Genomic DNA, 14,915 nt, shown 5'->3' with positions numbered 1-14,915 from the left:
GCTCGGGGAGCAGCACACCAAACAGCCGGTGCCCCCGGAGCGCACGTTCCCCGCGGGGGCTCCGGGGCACCAGTGAAGCATGCGAGTGCCATGCGGTGGTGTCTGGTTACCTCTTTTGCGCCGGATACGGCCGTTCAGCGCCTATGAGCGGACAGCTCTCCTGGATTGAACAGGTCCGGGACGGTCCATCCGCCTAGATCGTACTCATCCATGCAGGCGCTGGCCAGCAGCCGCATCCGCTCCAGCGAACCGGTCTGCTCGGCGAGCTTAAGGCTTCCGAGGAAATTCGCTTCCGGTTGGCCGAAATAATTGAGTTCGTACAGCTCGTGGCGGGCACCGAACTCGCTGCCTACGGCATCCCACATCAGTTTCATGGTCTTGGACCGGTCCACGGCGGTCTTGCCATTCGACCCGCGCATGAAGCGGTCGAGATACGGGCGCATTTCAGGGGTCTGGAAGTCAACCGCGTTGGAGTTCAGGTAGATCAGTCCGGACGCCACCACCGTTTCGATGATCTCGCGGACCCGGCGGTACAGGGTCGGGGCAGCGGAAGCGTAGGCCAGCCCGTAGCCAAGATTCGGGTTGTAGGAACCGTTCCAGCCAAGCTCGGCTTCCTCGATCATCCCGTCACGCAGGCCATTGACGATCCTGGAGGTCGCGATGACTTCCCCGAGCCCGGCCTTGACGCCCCGGAAATCGCCCGCACCGGTGATTTCCAGCGCCTTACTCAGCAGCCCGGCGAGGAACTCGAGCTTCACGCCGAGCCGGGTCGCGGCTTGGAACAGGGCACGGTTCTGCCGGCCGCTGACGCCATCCACGGAGTTGGACCTGTCGACATCGTAGATCAGCACGTTCTCCCAAGGGATAAGGGCGTTATCGAAGATCAGAATGGCATCGTTCTCGTCGAAACGGCTGGACAGCGGATAGTCGAACGGACCGCCCGTACGTGCTGAAACCTCTTCGTACGAAGCCCGGGAAATCAGTTTCACGCCTGGCCCGTTGATCGGCGCCATGAAGACCACTGCGAAGTCTTTGTCGGCCAACGGCACACCGAAGTGTGACACGTAGACGTACTGAGTTAGTGGGGATCCGGTTGCCACGACCTTGGCGCCGCTCACAACAATTCCGTTGTCGGTCTCCCGCTCAACGTGCACGTACACGTCCCGTACCTCTTCCGGCCCGTGGTTGCGGTCCACTGGAGGGTGGACAATGGCATGACCGATGTGCAGCACATTTTCTTGAGTCGTCTTGTACCATCGGCGGGCATTGTCGGCGTACTCGCCGAAGAACTCCGGGTTGGCGCCGAAGCCCGTCATCAGGGCGGCTTTGTAGTCCGGGGTGCGGCCCAGCCAGCCGAAGCCCATCTCCTGCCAGCAGCGGATGGCCTCGCGCGAGGCGCGCAGGTCGTCCTTGGACCGGGCGTACTTGAAAAACGGGTGGGTGACGCCGCCGCTTCCGGTGTCGGTGGGAGCAGTCAGGACCGGCGCCATGGCGGGGTCGTGCAGGGCGTCAAAAAGCCGTGCGAGGGACCGAGCGGAGTTCCGGAAAGCCGGATGCGTGGTGACGTCCTGGACGCGTTCGCCGTAGATCCAAACCTCTCGTCCATCACGGAGGCTCTCGAGGAAATCGTCGCCGGTCTGGGGGGCTGTCGTGCTGATCCGGACGGGTAGTTGTGTCTCTGAGGTCATGTTATGTCTCTCTTCAATCGTTATCGGCTAGAGCGAGGTACCGACGGGCAATGCACGTGAGTCGAAGTGCTTTTGCGTGGTCTGAATGGCCAGCAGATCCAGCTGGTCAGTCCGATTCCGGGTGGTGGCAATGTCGCGGAAGTAGCGCTGCAACGGCTGGCCCTCGATGCTGGCAGTGGATCCGGCAGTCCGCATCATGCTTTCTACGGCATCCCAGACCAGATGCTCGACGATGAAGTATGTGCCGCTCAGGCGCAGTGTGCGAACTGAGTTGAAATCCTCGATACCGTCGGCGGACCTCCTCGCGAATTCCGCGTAAAGCCTGGCACCTTGCGTTAGCGTCGCCGCTGCCGCGTCGACCTTCGCCAGGGCGACGCCGTAAGTGCGTTGCCATTCTTCATGTTCGGACCGGGTGGAGCCGTCCTTGAGATACGGATGCTTTGAGCGGTGGAGGATATCTTCGTAGGCGTCCAGGGCGGCGTAGCCCAGCCCGACGGACGTCGCAGCAACCTCGCCTTCGGAAAATCCGGTGAAGGTGCCCGCGTACATGGGGTTGCCGTGCAGAGAGGAGCCTACGGTCTCACCGGAAACTTCGAAGCCCCAGTCCTGGCGGGAAAACCTGTGCGAAGGAACAAACGTCCGTTCAATCCGGATGCCATTGGAACCGGAGCCCCGCATGCCCATGATGCGTCCCCAGTCATCAAGGACCGTGTAATCAGAGCGCGGCACTACAGCCCAGTGCTTCACCGGCTTCCCGTCCTCGCCGGGCAGTTCGATGGTGGGCATGAAGTGAGTGGAGTAGGGAGCGCCGGAGCAGTAGCGCCAGCTCCCGGAGATGAAGTATCCTCCCTCGGTTTCCTCGACCGTCAGTTCGGATGCGTTGCCGCTTGCCGGGGCTATCATGTAGCCGTGCAGACCGAAAACCTCCCGCTGCGCCTGCTCGATCCAGTACGAGCCCAGCGTCAGGGAGTGGCCAGTGGAGAGTGATAGGCACCAGGCCGTTGACGGGCAGCCGCGGGCTATCTCGGAAATGACCTGGTAGAAGGCCGAGATGGTCAGTTCCAGCCCTCCATAGCGCTGAGGGGCCAGAGTGCGGTAGAAGTTGTGCTCCAAAAAGAACTCATGCACCTGAAGGGAGTAATGCCCGCGCTTCTCGGTCTCCGCCTGTTGCTCCCTCAACAGCGGACGGATCTCGCGGGCACGTTCGAGCAGCTCTGTTGTGGCTGCCTGAATCCGCGGATCCTTTTCAGTGGGCACGGACATGCTGGAAGGACCTTCGACGCCTGCAGGCGGGAAATGCCTCTTGATCGACTGGCGAGGCTCCTGGTCCTGGCTGACCAAAGCGGCTCTGGACATTGTGGCTCCTTGGAAGTGAGTATGGCGGAGGACGTATGACTAGTTTGACGAGTCGGTTTGCTCTTCCCTATGGTCCGAGGACCAGTTCAAGGGGGCATAACAGGGCCGATGCATAATGCTCGAAGCAGACTGCTAGGTGAGGCTGAAACCGTCGCGGAATTCATCGTCGGGGGAGAAGACAAACCTGTGGAAACCGGTGATGCGGGCGCTGCCCGTAACCGTCGGCACATACGAGGGCGCCTCGGTTCCGGGAGACGGGACGGCGGATGCCGTGAAAAAGCCGCCGCTTGACCCTTCCACTCCAAAGGCCTCTCCGGCTGGTTGCAGGCCCCCGGCGGTAAGGAGGACAGCCAGGTTGCCAGTGGCGAAACCGCACGGCGAGCGGTCAATTGATCCGTCGCCGAACATGACAAACGTGCGCCATAGGCAGCCCGGGCGGTTTGAGGGTCCGTAGAATACGACCGGCGCCCCGGACATATCCGACAGCCCTTCGTCCGTAATCAGTGGGTTGAACCCTTGCCGTTCCTTCAGCTGGGCGATAACCAGGGGACGCAGCTCCAGGGACCGGGCGACCAGCGCTGCCGTCGTGTCCTCCGCGAGCCTGACGCCGGCCTCGCGTTCGTGGATGAGGCTGACCCAGCCGGTGGAGCCGACCACATTGACGTCCATCTTCTGGCCCGCCACAGCGATCGGAAAGCTGTCGACAATGCGTGCGGGGGGCTGCTCGACGGAGACGGCGTCCACCCTGCCCTCCGGAGTGCGGTCCGCCACGGCCCGGATGAGCCCGGCGGCAGTCTCCAGAAGCAGTTCGTCCCGTCCCTCCAGGTTCGGCAACAGGCTCTGCTCCAGTACTGCTGTAATCACGCCGATGCTGCCGTGGATGCACATGCTCGGACAACCATCATGTTCCATGAACACAACGCCAAGATCCGCCTCGTCACTGTTGACGAGGACTGCTCCAAACATGTCCTTATGACCGCGCGGCTCCCACATAAGACCCCGGCGCAGCCAGTCAACTGAACCCTGCAGGCTGCGGCGTTTGTCGGCCACGGTGAGGCCGGTCAGGAAGTCCTCGCCGTTGAGCACGATCCGCGTTGGTTCGCCGGCTGTGTGGGTATCGATCGTGTGGATCTGGGGGCGCAGGGTGCGCACGTCGTCCAATCGGGGCTGCGTCATGGGTCGGGGCCTTCGGGGTCGTGGGAGGTTGGTTGCGGCGGCGGGGACCGGCGTAAAGCTTCCGCCTCCGCCGCCGAATAAAACCGGCTGAAGCTGGAGAGCAGGGTGAGTCAGGCGAGCGTGATACCGCGGTAATCGAAGTTGCCTCCGCCCATGCCAAGTACGTCAATACCGAAGCCGGCGACCTTGGAACCGTAGACGTCAAGGACGTCCAGGAAAGCGGGGATCAGCGTGCCGCTTTCCGCGTGCATGATTTCCTGGGCGGCGGTGAGGCGTTCACGGCGTTCCGCCTCGTCGACGGTGGCGCTGGCGGACTCGAATGCGTTCAGGAAGTCGTCGTTCTTCCAGCTGGTCTCGTTGAAGCTTGACGTGGGCAGCTGCGTCATGACGGCGAACGTGGCGAAGGTCCAGCCGCCCCAGATGTCCTGTGTGAAGGGCCGTTCGCCGAACCCGGGACCGTAGAAGGCTCCGGCGTCGATCTGCTTGATCTTGGCCTTCAGTCCGGCCTCGGTCAGCTGCTGGACGTATACCTCGGCTGCGCTGACCGTGGATGGTGTCAGCGGGGCCGTGACCAGTTCCAGGTCCAGGCCGGTCGCGCCGGCCTCGTCCAGCAGGCTCTTGGCCTTCTCGACGTCGTGCTCCCACTGCGGAAGCTTCGTATTGAAGTATTGGCTGGTCGGCTCGGGAATGTCGTTGCCGACGCGGGCCAGGCCGCCGTAGGCCTGGTCAACGATCTGCTGACGGTTCATCAGCAGGCGCATGGCCCGGCGCACCCGCGGGTCCTTGAACTCCGGGCTCTCGCAATGCAGGACAAAGTTTTCGAAACGGCCGCTGGGGTACTGGTTGATCTGCAGGGACTGGCTGGCCTTGACCACCTGGACGAAGGACGCCGCCAGCAGCGGAGCGTGGTCCAGCTGGCCGCCCTGCAGGGCAGCGACGCGGGCCGACTCGTCGGAGAAGGTCGACACCACAATCTCATCCAGCTTAACCGGGCCATCGAAATAGTCATCGAAGCGGGCGAATTCCACCTGCTGGCCGGGGGTAAAGGACTTCAGCGTAAACGGTCCGGTTCCCACCGGGTTTTTCGGGTCGAAGTCCTGCGGGACGATGCTCGCTGCCGGGAACTGCAGGGACTCCGGAAGGTAGTAGGCCGGGGATGAGAGGTTCAGTTCGACGGTGTGTTCCCCGGTCTTCCTGATGCCGCCGGCCGTCAGCATGTGGATGACGCTGGCGTTGTGGGACTCGGGGGAGAGCAGGCGCTTGAGCGAGTGGACAACGTCGTCCGCAGTGAGCGGCTGGCCATTGTGGAACTTGACGTCCTCGCGCAGCTTCAATGTCCACTGGGTTGGCGTGACCTGTTTGATGTCCTCGGCCAGCCATGGGACGATCTTGCCGTCCTCGGTGATCTTGGTCAGTGTGTCGTACATTTGGCGGATCCGGATGGTGTCCGGGGTTCCTGAGACCAGGATGGGATCGATTACGTCAGCGCCCGAGCCGCCCACATAGCCGATGCGGAACCTTCCTCCGGCCCGGCCAGTTGACGTGGCAGCGCCGGAGGACATGTTTTGGGCTCCTCCGCATGCGCTTAGCAGGCCGACGGCTCCGAGCCCCAGTACTCCGCCGAGCACAGCCCGGCGTCCTAGGGTCAGCGGGCGAGTCTTGTCATGGTGTGTCATTGGTCGGTGTCCTTTGCTGAAGAACCGCTTCATTGCGGTGCGGATAATAGCTGAATGTGTGTGGGAGTGGGGGGCGGATCAGTGTGCGGCTGAGCCGCGCTTGCCCAAGGCACGCCCGAACCCGTCGGCAACCAGATGGGTGCCGAGCGTGAGCACGAGGATGGCAAACATGGGCATTAGGACTCCCCATGGCTGAAGCGAGAAGAAGCCTTTGTTTTCGTAGACCATGCGGCCCCAGTCGGCGTCCGGCGGCTGGGCCCCGAAACCGATGAAGCTCAACGACGCCACCAACGCGATGGAATAGGTGAACCGGAAAGCTCCTTCGACGAAAATCGGGGCCAGAATGTTCGGGAGCACTTCCCGGCACATGATGCGGCGCCGCGGCAGGCCGATGGCCTGGGCAACCTTGATGAAATCTCGTTCATAGACCTCGGCCGTGACTGACTTGATGATGCGGGTGGTCTGCGGGAACTGGTTCAGGGCGACGATGAGGACCAGCAGCCACGGTTCGGGCCCGAAGCGGGCGATGAACAGCAGCGGCAGGACGATTTGCGGGAAGGAAAGGATCAGGTCGGTGACCCAGGAGACGCCGCCGCCGATGCGCGTGCTTCCGGCCCCAGCCAGCATGCCAGTGGCGATGCCTACCGCCAGTGCAAGCAGCGTGGCGAGGGCCGAGATCGCCAGGATGTTCGCCCCGCCGTTCAGGAAGCGGCTGAAGACGTCCCGGCCCAGGATGTCCGCCCCGAACAGCATGCCGTTGCCCGGCGAGGAGCCCGGGGTGCCGATCATCTTGTTGGGGTCGTAGGGTGCCAGGAACGGGCCGATGACGACCAGAAGAATGACGCTGCCGGACAGCACTAGGCCTAGCCGGGTGCGGGCAAGGCCGAGCGCTCGGCGAAGCATCTTGGAGGCATTGGAAGTGCCGGCGGTTCGTGCCGGGGCCGACGTGGAGCTTGCGACGGTTGTCATCGGAGCGCTGTCCTCAGTTTCGGTGTTGCGAGGATGGACATCAGATCGGCTAGTACATTGGTCAGAACGATGATCGCGGCGAGGGCGAGGGCGACGAACTGTACAGTGGGCAGATCGCGGAGCTGCACCGCATTGATCAGGGCCAGGCCCATGCCCGGGTACGAAAACACGACCTCAACCATGACGACGCCTGCGGTTAGATAGCGGATCGTCAAGGCCGTGCTCTGGATCAACGGGGCGAATGCGTTGGGAAGGGCTTGGCGGACGACCAGCGTGAACGTCGGCAGACCGTTGAGTCTTGCGGCCACGACGTACTCGCTGTCGAGTTGTTCGCTGACCGTGGTGCGGACCATTCGCGCAAGCAGCGGGGTGGCGGTCAGCACGAGTGTGGCCAAGGGCAGTGCGAGGAGGTGGAGTTGCTGCCAGACCGATACCTGCGGATCAAGGTTGGAGACCGGCGGAAACATGTTCAGGCCGCCTAGGGTGACCACGGCGACAAGCAGGATGCCGAGGACGAACTCCGGGATGCCGCTCACGATGGTGGTGACGGCCAGCAACGACTTGTCGAGCCAGCCGTCGCGGTGGAGCGCTGCAAAGGTGCCTAGGATGAAGCAGAGTGGGACCGCGACGACGAGGGACAGCAATGCCAGGACGGCCGTGTTGAGAAGTCTCGGGCCCATAAGCTCCGCGACGGGCATGTTGTTGGCCAACGAGAGTCCGAAATCACCGGCGAAAATACCCCGGAGCCAGTCCCAATACTGGTGGGCAAGGGGCCGGTCGAGGCCGAGGAGTTCCCGAACCTGGGCAAGTTTTTCCGGTGTCGCGTTAACGCCCAGCAGCTGGTTGGCGACGTCCCCCGGGAGGGCCTGTGTTACCCCGAAGACCGTCATCGAGATGGCCAGGAGCGTCAGCAGTCCCAGGGAGGTGTGTCTGACAAACTTTTTGATCAAGGGAGTCTCCTGAATCAGGTTGGATCAGGTCAGAACGGTTTCGCGTTCGCGGTGACGCGCAGGGCCGAGGAGGGTCGGCAAGGCGTCCAACAAGGGTGATCTGCCCGTCAGCGCGAACGATAGGAAAGAGTCTGCGGGCTGAACGAAGGCCGGCGCATTGGTCCTGTGCACAAGATCCGGCTTGCAGACTGGTCTGCGGAACATCCGTGCTGCATCAGAGGTCGGGAATACTGGTAACCATGACTTCCACTGTCACCGGCCCTGCAGCTTTAACCCCGGAGTGGCTTACCAGTAGCTACCAAACTCTGGCCCATACCTTGCAATCTGGACTGGGGCTGACCGCGATAGTCTCTGCCCTTGGCCGGGTCCTGTCCACGCGGGTGTGCCTCGTGGATACACGCGGCAGCATTCTCGCAGCGGTGCCGAGCCGTGCTGTCTGGGACGTCCCCGGGATCCTTGCGTGGGAACAGGCGTCGTCCGGTCTTGACCTGGGCAAGGTGATTGTTCCGCTGAAGCTGGGAGGCGAGACCGTTGCGCTGCTCTGTGCCGAAACCCCGTCGGACCCGGGCGGGATCTGCTCATTTGCTGCCGACCTCATCGTTGCCGAGCTCAGCCGGGAACAGGCGCGGCTGGAAGGTCGGCGTGAGCTCGCGGGCCAGATCCTCGAGGATTTCCTGCACGCCAGGTTGACGGACCATGATGCGGCCGACCGGCTTAGGGGAATCGGCGTGGACACGGCAAAGGACCACCGGGTCCTGGTGGGACAAGTCCGCGCCTCGGAACAGCGCCTGCGTTCAATTCCCTGGAACCTGCACACCCTGGTGGAGGCCGGACAAGACCCCTACGTCCGGGCTATCGTTGCCGGCCAAGTGGTCCTGGTGGTGCCGGCGTCCACACCGGCCCGGGCCTTGGCCAACGTGACGTTCGCACACCTGTCCCGGCTCGGGACCGAGGCACGCCTTGGTATCGGGGCAACATACCCCGGGATCGCCGGTTTGCGCCTGAGCTACTTCCACGCCCGCGCGGCCGCCACAAGCAGAGCCGGCATTACTTCTGACATGGCAATGAACCTGGGTTCGATACTGATGCTCGCGAACCTCGATTTGCCGCTGGAGTCGTTGAGTACGGAGGCCCTGCGGCCCCTTCTGGACTATGACAGGAACAACAGCGGAGATCTGGTGCTCACCTTGGCGACCTATCTGCGGCTGGATTGCGCCAACCTCAGGACCGCGACCGAACTGTTCATCCACCGAAACACTCTTCGCTATCGGCTGGACCAAATTGAATCGCTGACAAAACGTTCGCTGTCGTCCTTCCAGAACAGAATGCATTTTTGGATTGCCATCATTGGTCTGGGTGCGGGCGGAGGGACGACGCTCGTAGAAGAAGCTACGGAATTGTCAAACGGCGGACCGTCCTCTGCCTGGCCCGGAGACCAAAGTAGAGAGGAGAACGGACGATGATTCGCTGGGAGATGAACGGCAGGTCCGGCGACAGGCTTGCGGTGCAGGAGCCTTTCGAGACCGAAACCGGTGCGCTGTCACGCTCTTTAGTTTTGTCTACGACGGGTGCCGCCGAGATGAAGGAGTTTTACGAGTCCTTGGTGTTCTCCCGCGTTTCGGGGGGATCGAACCGTAAGGACGCTACTGCGGCCTGTTTCCGCGGCCCCTTGCTGACGGACGCTAATTCCCGATGGCTCATACGCATCGTAGTGGAGGATCTGCCTGCCGCGCTGCAGCGCGCAGAATTGCTCGGGGGCCGTCTGGTGATGCTGGATGACCCGGACACCTTCGTGGTGCAGGCCCCGGACGGCTCGGAAATTATCCTCTCCAACATCCCAGGGCATACGCAGGCCGCACAGGAAGTGCTCGAGTTGTGCACCTCGGATCTTGCGGGGTCCAGCGCCTTCTACTGCTCTCTGCTGGGGCTCGCTACCGTCTCCGTTCCGGATGACCCGCACAGCTATGTGGTTTTCACTGACGACGGTGGTCCGGTTGCAGGGGCCGTGGATATGGGGACGTTCTTAGCCACCGCTGCCCCGGCCCATTGGATCCCCTATTTCCATGTCGACGAGCTTTACAGCACGATCGCCATGGCCGTCGACTACGGTGCACTGGTGAAGGTTCCCCTCACCATGTCGAATTTCTCCGTCCGGTACGCGGTTCTCACCGATCCCGCGGGCGCGACGTTCGGGCTGCGTGAGATGCCTGCAGGCGGTGTCTATGGATCATGGCACCGGTACGAGGACAGCGCATCATGACCGAGGGGGCGATCGAGGCGCCGGCCGTCGTCTCGGCAACGGGATGCATCCCTGCGGGATGCATCATCGTGGGAGCCGGGCAGGCTAATCTGGCTATCGCACGCCTGCTCCGTTCCCGGGGCATCCCCATTGTCGCCGCCGTCGGCCGCGGAACGGGGCGGTTGGGCCAAGACCTTGGGGTGCTGGCCGGCGAGAAACCGTGGGGCGTCGTGGTAGGGGAGACCCTGCCGGTAGGGCTGGAGAACATCGGCCCGCTGGTGGCATTCATTGCGACCGGCAGCCGGCTTTCCGACCAGGAGGAACACCTGGCCATGTGCGCCAGAGCCGGCGCCGACGTCATAACCCTGGCGGAAGAGGCTATGGCTCCCTGGTCCTGCGATCCGGAAGCCGCCGAACGGATCGACTCGCTGGCCCGCAGCGCGGGCATCAGCATCCTTGGCAGTGGCCATACCGACGCCTTATGGATTCAACTGCCTCTCCTGCTAGCCGGTGTCACCGGCAGCCTGGCGTCCGTTCACGGCATCGGTCGCCGGCCACTGTTCCTTCGAGCGCCGGGGACAGCACGCCTGCTGGGAATCGGAGAACATCCGGAATCCACGGCACCGGCCGCCCGCCAGCCTGGCCGCCCCAGCGGTGCGGCTTGGTGCGCCCTGCACGCCATTGCGGAAGGGCTGGGCCTCGACGTGGTAGAGGAAGAGGCGTGGAGCGCCCCCGTGACCGTAACCGAGGCCCAAACGCTCGTAGACTTCGACCAGCGGGTAATACACGTGGCGGCCGGCACCATCGGCGGCATCAGCCGCCGGGTTCTCCTCAGGACGCGCCAGGAAGTCACCCTGCGGTTTGACGACATCTCGCTGGCCAATTCTCCCTCGGGGGAGGAATGGACGCTGACCGGAGAACCCGGCGTTGAGGCAACAGTGCGTGGTGGCCAAGGCCTGGCTACCACGGCTAGCCAGGCCGTAAACCGAATCCCGACGGTCGTCTCTGCACCGCCCGGCCTGATGGCGCCGGGTCCGAGGCTTGGTCCGGTTCCAGCCTGGTTCGCCAAACCGGTACATACCCGCTAACGTCTCACGGTTGCCCTGATCTTCTCGGGCTGCGGACGGGACCCCGGCGCGAAGCGCGGCCGCGACGGCCGCAGGTCCGTCCAGCTCATCCACGCAACGGCCGCCAAGATCAGGGCGCCGCCAAACAGCTGTTGCGGTTCCAGCCGTTCACGCAGCATGATGCCCGCGGTAAAGGCGGTGAGTACAGGCTGTCCCAGCGATATCAGGGCAGCCAGGACGGGCGAAACGCTGAGCAGTCCCCGGTTGTAAAGTGCCCAGGCCAGGACCTGGCTTGACAAGGCCAGAGCAAGGAGGATCAGGTGGCTTTCGGCGGACAGGATCATGGATTCCGGGCCGGTGGTCAGCGTCAAGCACAGACTAAGAACGGCTGTGGTGGCGGTCATGTCACGTACAGTGGCCACCTGCCCGCGCCGGCCTTCCGGTAGCCGGGACAGGACCAGCAGGCACGCGGCGCCGAAGACCGAAGATCCGACGCACAGCAGTGTCCCCAGCGGGCGGCTGCCGATGTTGGGATCCAACGGGTCGTGTCCCAGTCCTGCAACAAGTGCGGCGCCGCTCAAGATGATCGGCAGCGTTACCCAGAAGGCCAACCGTGGGCGCTTTCCATCGATGATCCACACCGCCAGGGCCACGACGATAACCTGAATATTGCCCATCACTGCAGCCAGGGAGGCGCCAATCATGGCGATGGCGGCATTCCAACACAGCAGGTTTCCGGAGAAAAAGACTCCGGCCAACACGCCGGTGGGGGAGATCCGTGGGTCGGCACCCGCGCGCCGGCCAGCCAGATGGGCCCATGCGATGAGTACTGGGACTGCATAGGCGCATCGGTAGAAGGTGGCCGCGGCGAACTCAGCGCCGCTCGCCTTGGTAAGGACCGCCGACTGGGCAAAGAGCATGGCACCGGCCACGGCCATCCAAAAGTGTCGTGGGGACGCTGTCACCCGAACATCTCTGCCCGCCCGAATCTGCCGTTCACGAGAACCAGGTGGTCCCCGTCGCGCCGGGTCTGCACGTCCTCAATCCGGACAATGAACAATTCATGGTCACCGCCGTCGTGCACGGCAGTGATGCGGCAGACGAGTTCGGCAACAGTCCCGCCCAGGAACGGCAGTCCCTGCGAACCGACATGCCAGGGAACGCTGTCAAAGCGTTCGGCGCCTCCGGCGGCGAACCGCTGGCAGACCTCGTGCTGGTCGCTGGCCAGAACTGAGACGCCAAGAACGCCCGTGTGGCGGATCTGGGAGAAGGTCCAGGCGTCGCGCCTGATACTGAAGGCGCACAAACGCGGGTTGAGTGAAAGCGGGACGAAGGAACTGACGACCACCCCCAACGGCTTGGAATCCGCATCCCACCCCGTTAGAACGCTGACGCCGGCAGGAACGTTGCGGACCAGTGTCCTAAACTCGTCCCGGGCCTTCACCGTCTGGGCGTGCATTTGTCCTGCCATTAGCCGCGCACCGCGAAGGCAGTCATTTCGACCTTTAATCCGGCCGGTGTCAGGCCCGAGACGCCCACCGTAGTCCGGCCCGGCCCGCGTCCCGGGTAGTACTCCTGCCAGACCTCGGCCATCGCTGTGAACTCGTCAATGTCCGTCAGATAAACGGTGATGCTCAGGACGCTATCCAGGCCGCTGCCGATTTTTGCCAGTTCTTCCTGGAAGTTGCGCATCACTTCGCGCGTCTGTGCACGCACGTCGCCCAACTCCATGGTTCCGTCTGTGCGTTGGGGTACTTGGGTCATGATCACCAGATTGTTGTGGACAGCCCCTTGGGACAGCGGGAGGTTGAGATCCTCCTTGCCGGGAATGGGAAGCCAGGTGATGATGTCATTCGGCATGGTGTTCCTCCGCATTGTTGTAGTGCTGTTTCAGCTGGCATTTGCCCAGCGGCGGTCAGTTACCGCCGAAATGGAAAGGGAGTTTTCCACCAGCTGTCGGGTATAGGCGTGTTGGGGCCGGCTGAGGACCCGATGCGCCGGGCCGGTCTCGACAATCCGGCCCTGGTTCAACACAATGATGCGGTCGGCCAGACTGCTGACCACCGCCAGGTTGTGAGTCACGAAGATCATCGACAGGTTCTCGCTGTCCTGCAGATTCCGCAGCAGTTCCAGAATGGATTCCTGGACGACCACATCAAGCGCGGACGTCACTTCATCGCAGATCAGCAGCTTTGGTTTTCCGACCAGGGCCCGGGCGATGGAGACTCGCTGGCGTTCACCTCCGGAGAGCTGGTTCGGGTACATCGCCGCGCACTCGGCGCGCAAGCGAACCTTTTCCAGCGACTCCATGACGGCCTGCTGGCGACCGCGGGCGCTGCCGCCCACTACCACTTTGTGGACCAGAGCAATGCTTTCGGCCACTGTCCGCCGGGGATTAAGGGAGGTATGCGGGCTTTGGAAAATGTATTGCATGTTGCGCAGCATCGTGCGGGGGCGCCGGTCCGCTCTCGCTGGAACATCCTCACCCAAGAGCCGGACCGTTCCCTCGAAAGCCCCGTGCAAGCCGATGAGGGCCTTGGACAAGGTGCTTTTACCGGATCCGGATTCGCCCACCAGAGCCAGGCACTCCCCCCGCCTGACCTCGAAGGTAATCGACTCGAGCACGGTCCTGTCTCCATAGCCGGCGGAGACGTTGCTCAGCTCGAGCACGGCACCGTCATCGGATTCCGTGTCATCGGATGAAGGTGCGTAGTCCGTGCAGATGTCCGGTACCGCGGACAGGAGCTGGCGTGTGTAGTCTTCGCGCGGGCTGCGGAAGACGGATTGGACTGAGCCGCTTTCGACAATGCGGCCGGACTGCATGACCATGACGTTGTCAGCGATCTCGGCGATCACCGCCAAGTCGTGAGTGACATAAAGCGCCGCGATGCCGTGACGGGTGCACAGGTTGCGCACGAGGGCCAGAACGCGGCTCTGTGTGGTTACGTCCAGGCCTGTAGTGGGTTCATCCAGGACGATGACCGGCGGCTTGAGGAGGATAGCCATGGCTATCCCAACGCGCTGGAGCTGGCCGCCGGAAAGCTGGTGCGGGAAACGTTCGAGGAACTCCGGTCCCGCAGGCAGTCCGACCTCATCCATCACCTCCGCGATCCGGGTTCGCAATACAGCCTGATCCGTGCCCAACCCATGCGCACTGGCCAGCTGGTGCAGCTGGCTGCGAAGCCGCAGGGCCGGATTGAACGCGGCAGAGGGATCCTGTGACACATAGGCCACGGTGCGGCCGCGCAATGCGGCTGCGGTTCGTGCATCCGCCCCGATCACGTTCTTTCCTGCCACATCAACGACGCCGTCCGCGATGCGGGAACCGTCACGGGCATAATCGAGAAGTGCCATGCTGACTGTTGTCTTACCGGAGCCGGATTCTCCAACGACACCGAGAATTTCTCCCTCCCGGATCGCGAACGAGATGTTCTCGACGATTGCCTCGCCAGAAGAGAGCACCACCCGAAGGCCCGTGACCTCTACGACGACGTTGTTTTCCGGCATCTCGAATTCTCCTTGCAGTAGATGATCCCGGCCTAAAATCTGTTCTGGGGATCAGATTACGAGGCAGGCAATTGGTCACGGGAACAATCTCCGATGCCAGAACTGGTCCGGCGCCCATGGTGGCGTCCAAAGCCCACCATCGACATGGATCCGGTACGTATTTCACCTCCCTGCCCCGCATCCACTCGGAGTGGCCGGCCCTTGGAACCGGCAGCGAAAGACACAGCCAAACGACCAGCACCTGCACAACAGATCCTCGGCCCAGGAAGAGCCCACTCTTGTTCTAT

13 protein-coding genes are annotated in these 14,915 nt (G+C 63.0%); 3 read left to right on the top strand and 10 right to left on the bottom strand.

The window, feature by feature from the left end:
• Positions 1–134 precede the first annotated feature (134 nt).
• From AC3A4M_RS11360 to AC3A4M_RS11335, 6 genes are all read right to left on the bottom strand, one after another.
• A complete protein-coding gene (locus AC3A4M_RS11360; protein WP_498735838.1) occupies positions 135–1,688 on the bottom strand; it encodes a 4-hydroxyphenylacetate 3-hydroxylase N-terminal domain-containing protein in 1,554 nt (517 codons plus the stop codon).
• 27 nt (positions 1,689–1,715) lie between these two features.
• Positions 1,716–3,044 (bottom strand): acyl-CoA dehydrogenase family protein, encoded by a 1,329-nt coding sequence (locus tag AC3A4M_RS11355; protein ID WP_498735837.1) that lies wholly within the window; start codon positions 3,042–3,044, stop codon positions 1,716–1,718.
• Between the two features lie 132 nt (positions 3,045–3,176).
• Positions 3,177–4,220 (bottom strand): proline racemase family protein, encoded by a 1,044-nt coding sequence (locus AC3A4M_RS11350; protein ID WP_498735836.1) that lies wholly within the window; start codon positions 4,218–4,220, stop codon positions 3,177–3,179.
• Positions 4,221–4,330: 110 nt separating this feature from the next.
• Complete coding sequence (locus AC3A4M_RS11345; protein ID WP_498735835.1) at positions 4,331–5,896, bottom strand: ABC transporter substrate-binding protein; 1,566 nt, start codon at positions 5,894–5,896, stop codon at positions 4,331–4,333.
• 78 nt (positions 5,897–5,974) lie between these two features.
• Positions 5,975–6,865: an ABC transporter permease gene (locus tag AC3A4M_RS11340; RefSeq protein ID WP_498735834.1), complete on the bottom strand. Its 891-nt coding sequence runs from the start codon at positions 6,863–6,865 to the stop codon at positions 5,975–5,977.
• Entirely contained in the window at positions 6,862–7,815 is a 954-nt protein-coding gene (locus AC3A4M_RS11335) for an ABC transporter permease (protein WP_498735833.1), read from the bottom strand. The genes AC3A4M_RS11340 and AC3A4M_RS11335 overlap by 4 nt, the downstream gene beginning before the upstream one ends.
• A 239-nt stretch (positions 7,816–8,054) precedes the next feature.
• On the opposite strand from AC3A4M_RS11335, the gene AC3A4M_RS11330 reads away from it, so the two are divergent.
• From AC3A4M_RS11330 to AC3A4M_RS11320, 3 genes are read left to right on the top strand one after another with little or no spacing between them, the layout of a single operon-like run.
• Positions 8,055–9,278, top strand: a complete 1,224-nt coding sequence (locus tag AC3A4M_RS11330) for a PucR family transcriptional regulator (RefSeq protein ID WP_498735832.1) — start codon at positions 8,055–8,057, stop codon at positions 9,276–9,278.
• A complete protein-coding gene (locus AC3A4M_RS11325) occupies positions 9,275–10,075 on the top strand; it encodes a VOC family protein (protein ID WP_498735831.1) in 801 nt (266 codons plus the stop codon). Before AC3A4M_RS11330 ends, AC3A4M_RS11325 begins: the two co-directional genes overlap by 4 nt.
• Positions 10,045–11,142, top strand: a complete 1,098-nt coding sequence (locus AC3A4M_RS11320) for a hypothetical protein (protein WP_498735830.1) — start codon at positions 10,045–10,047, stop codon at positions 11,140–11,142. Before AC3A4M_RS11325 ends, AC3A4M_RS11320 begins: the two co-directional genes overlap by 31 nt.
• Here AC3A4M_RS11320 and AC3A4M_RS11315 read toward each other — a convergent pair.
• The 4 genes from AC3A4M_RS11315 to AC3A4M_RS11300 are packed head-to-tail and all read right to left on the bottom strand — an operon-like array spanning position 11,139 to position 14,628.
• A complete protein-coding gene (locus tag AC3A4M_RS11315) occupies positions 11,139–12,086 on the bottom strand; it encodes a DMT family transporter (protein WP_498735829.1) in 948 nt (315 codons plus the stop codon). The two genes, AC3A4M_RS11320 and AC3A4M_RS11315, sit on opposite strands and share 4 nt — an antisense overlap.
• The gene (locus AC3A4M_RS11310) at positions 12,083–12,580 is read right to left on the bottom strand and encodes a flavin reductase family protein (RefSeq protein WP_498735828.1); all 498 of its coding nucleotides are present in this window, start codon (positions 12,578–12,580) and stop codon (positions 12,083–12,085) included. The genes AC3A4M_RS11315 and AC3A4M_RS11310 overlap by 4 nt, the downstream gene beginning before the upstream one ends.
• An 11-nt stretch (positions 12,581–12,591) precedes the next feature.
• Positions 12,592–12,981, bottom strand: coding sequence for a RidA family protein (locus tag AC3A4M_RS11305; RefSeq protein WP_498735827.1), 390 nt, complete (start codon positions 12,979–12,981; stop codon positions 12,592–12,594).
• Between the two features lie 30 nt (positions 12,982–13,011).
• Positions 13,012–14,628: an ABC transporter ATP-binding protein gene (locus AC3A4M_RS11300; RefSeq protein ID WP_498735826.1), complete on the bottom strand. Its 1,617-nt coding sequence runs from the start codon at positions 14,626–14,628 to the stop codon at positions 13,012–13,014.
• Positions 14,629–14,915: the final 287 nt, after the last annotated feature.

Source organism: Arthrobacter sp. Soil_C_60, from assembly GCF_057656375.1.
Note: the sequence above shows the minus strand (reverse complement) of the source record. Positions and strands in the feature narration are given on the sequence as shown.

Bases quoted from the DNA above. Each gene is read 5' to 3' on its own strand.
- AC3A4M_RS11300 (WP_498735826.1), bottom strand. From the start codon at position 14,628: ATGCCGGAAAACAACGTCGTCGTAGAGGTCACGGGCCTTCGGGTGGTG.
- AC3A4M_RS11310 (WP_498735828.1), bottom strand. From the start codon at position 12,580: ATGCACGCCCAGACGGTGAAGGCCCGGGACGAGTTTAGGACACTGGTC.
- AC3A4M_RS11360 (WP_498735838.1), bottom strand. From the start codon at position 1,688: ATGACCTCAGAGACACAACTACCCGTCCGGATCAGCACGACAGCCCCC.
- AC3A4M_RS11340 (WP_498735834.1), bottom strand. From the start codon at position 6,865: ATGACAACCGTCGCAAGCTCCACGTCGGCCCCGGCACGAACCGCCGGC.
- AC3A4M_RS11355 (WP_498735837.1), bottom strand. From the start codon at position 3,044: ATGTCCAGAGCCGCTTTGGTCAGCCAGGACCAGGAGCCTCGCCAGTCG.
- AC3A4M_RS11325 (WP_498735831.1), top strand. From the start codon at position 9,275: ATGATTCGCTGGGAGATGAACGGCAGGTCCGGCGACAGGCTTGCGGTG.
- AC3A4M_RS11330 (WP_498735832.1), top strand. From the start codon at position 8,055: ATGACTTCCACTGTCACCGGCCCTGCAGCTTTAACCCCGGAGTGGCTT.
- AC3A4M_RS11350 (WP_498735836.1), bottom strand. From the start codon at position 4,220: ATGACGCAGCCCCGATTGGACGACGTGCGCACCCTGCGCCCCCAGATC.
- AC3A4M_RS11345 (WP_498735835.1), bottom strand. From the start codon at position 5,896: ATGACACACCATGACAAGACTCGCCCGCTGACCCTAGGACGCCGGGCT.
- AC3A4M_RS11320 (WP_498735830.1), top strand. From the start codon at position 10,045: ATGGCACCGGTACGAGGACAGCGCATCATGACCGAGGGGGCGATCGAG.
- AC3A4M_RS11305 (WP_498735827.1), bottom strand. From the start codon at position 12,981: ATGCCGAATGACATCATCACCTGGCTTCCCATTCCCGGCAAGGAGGAT.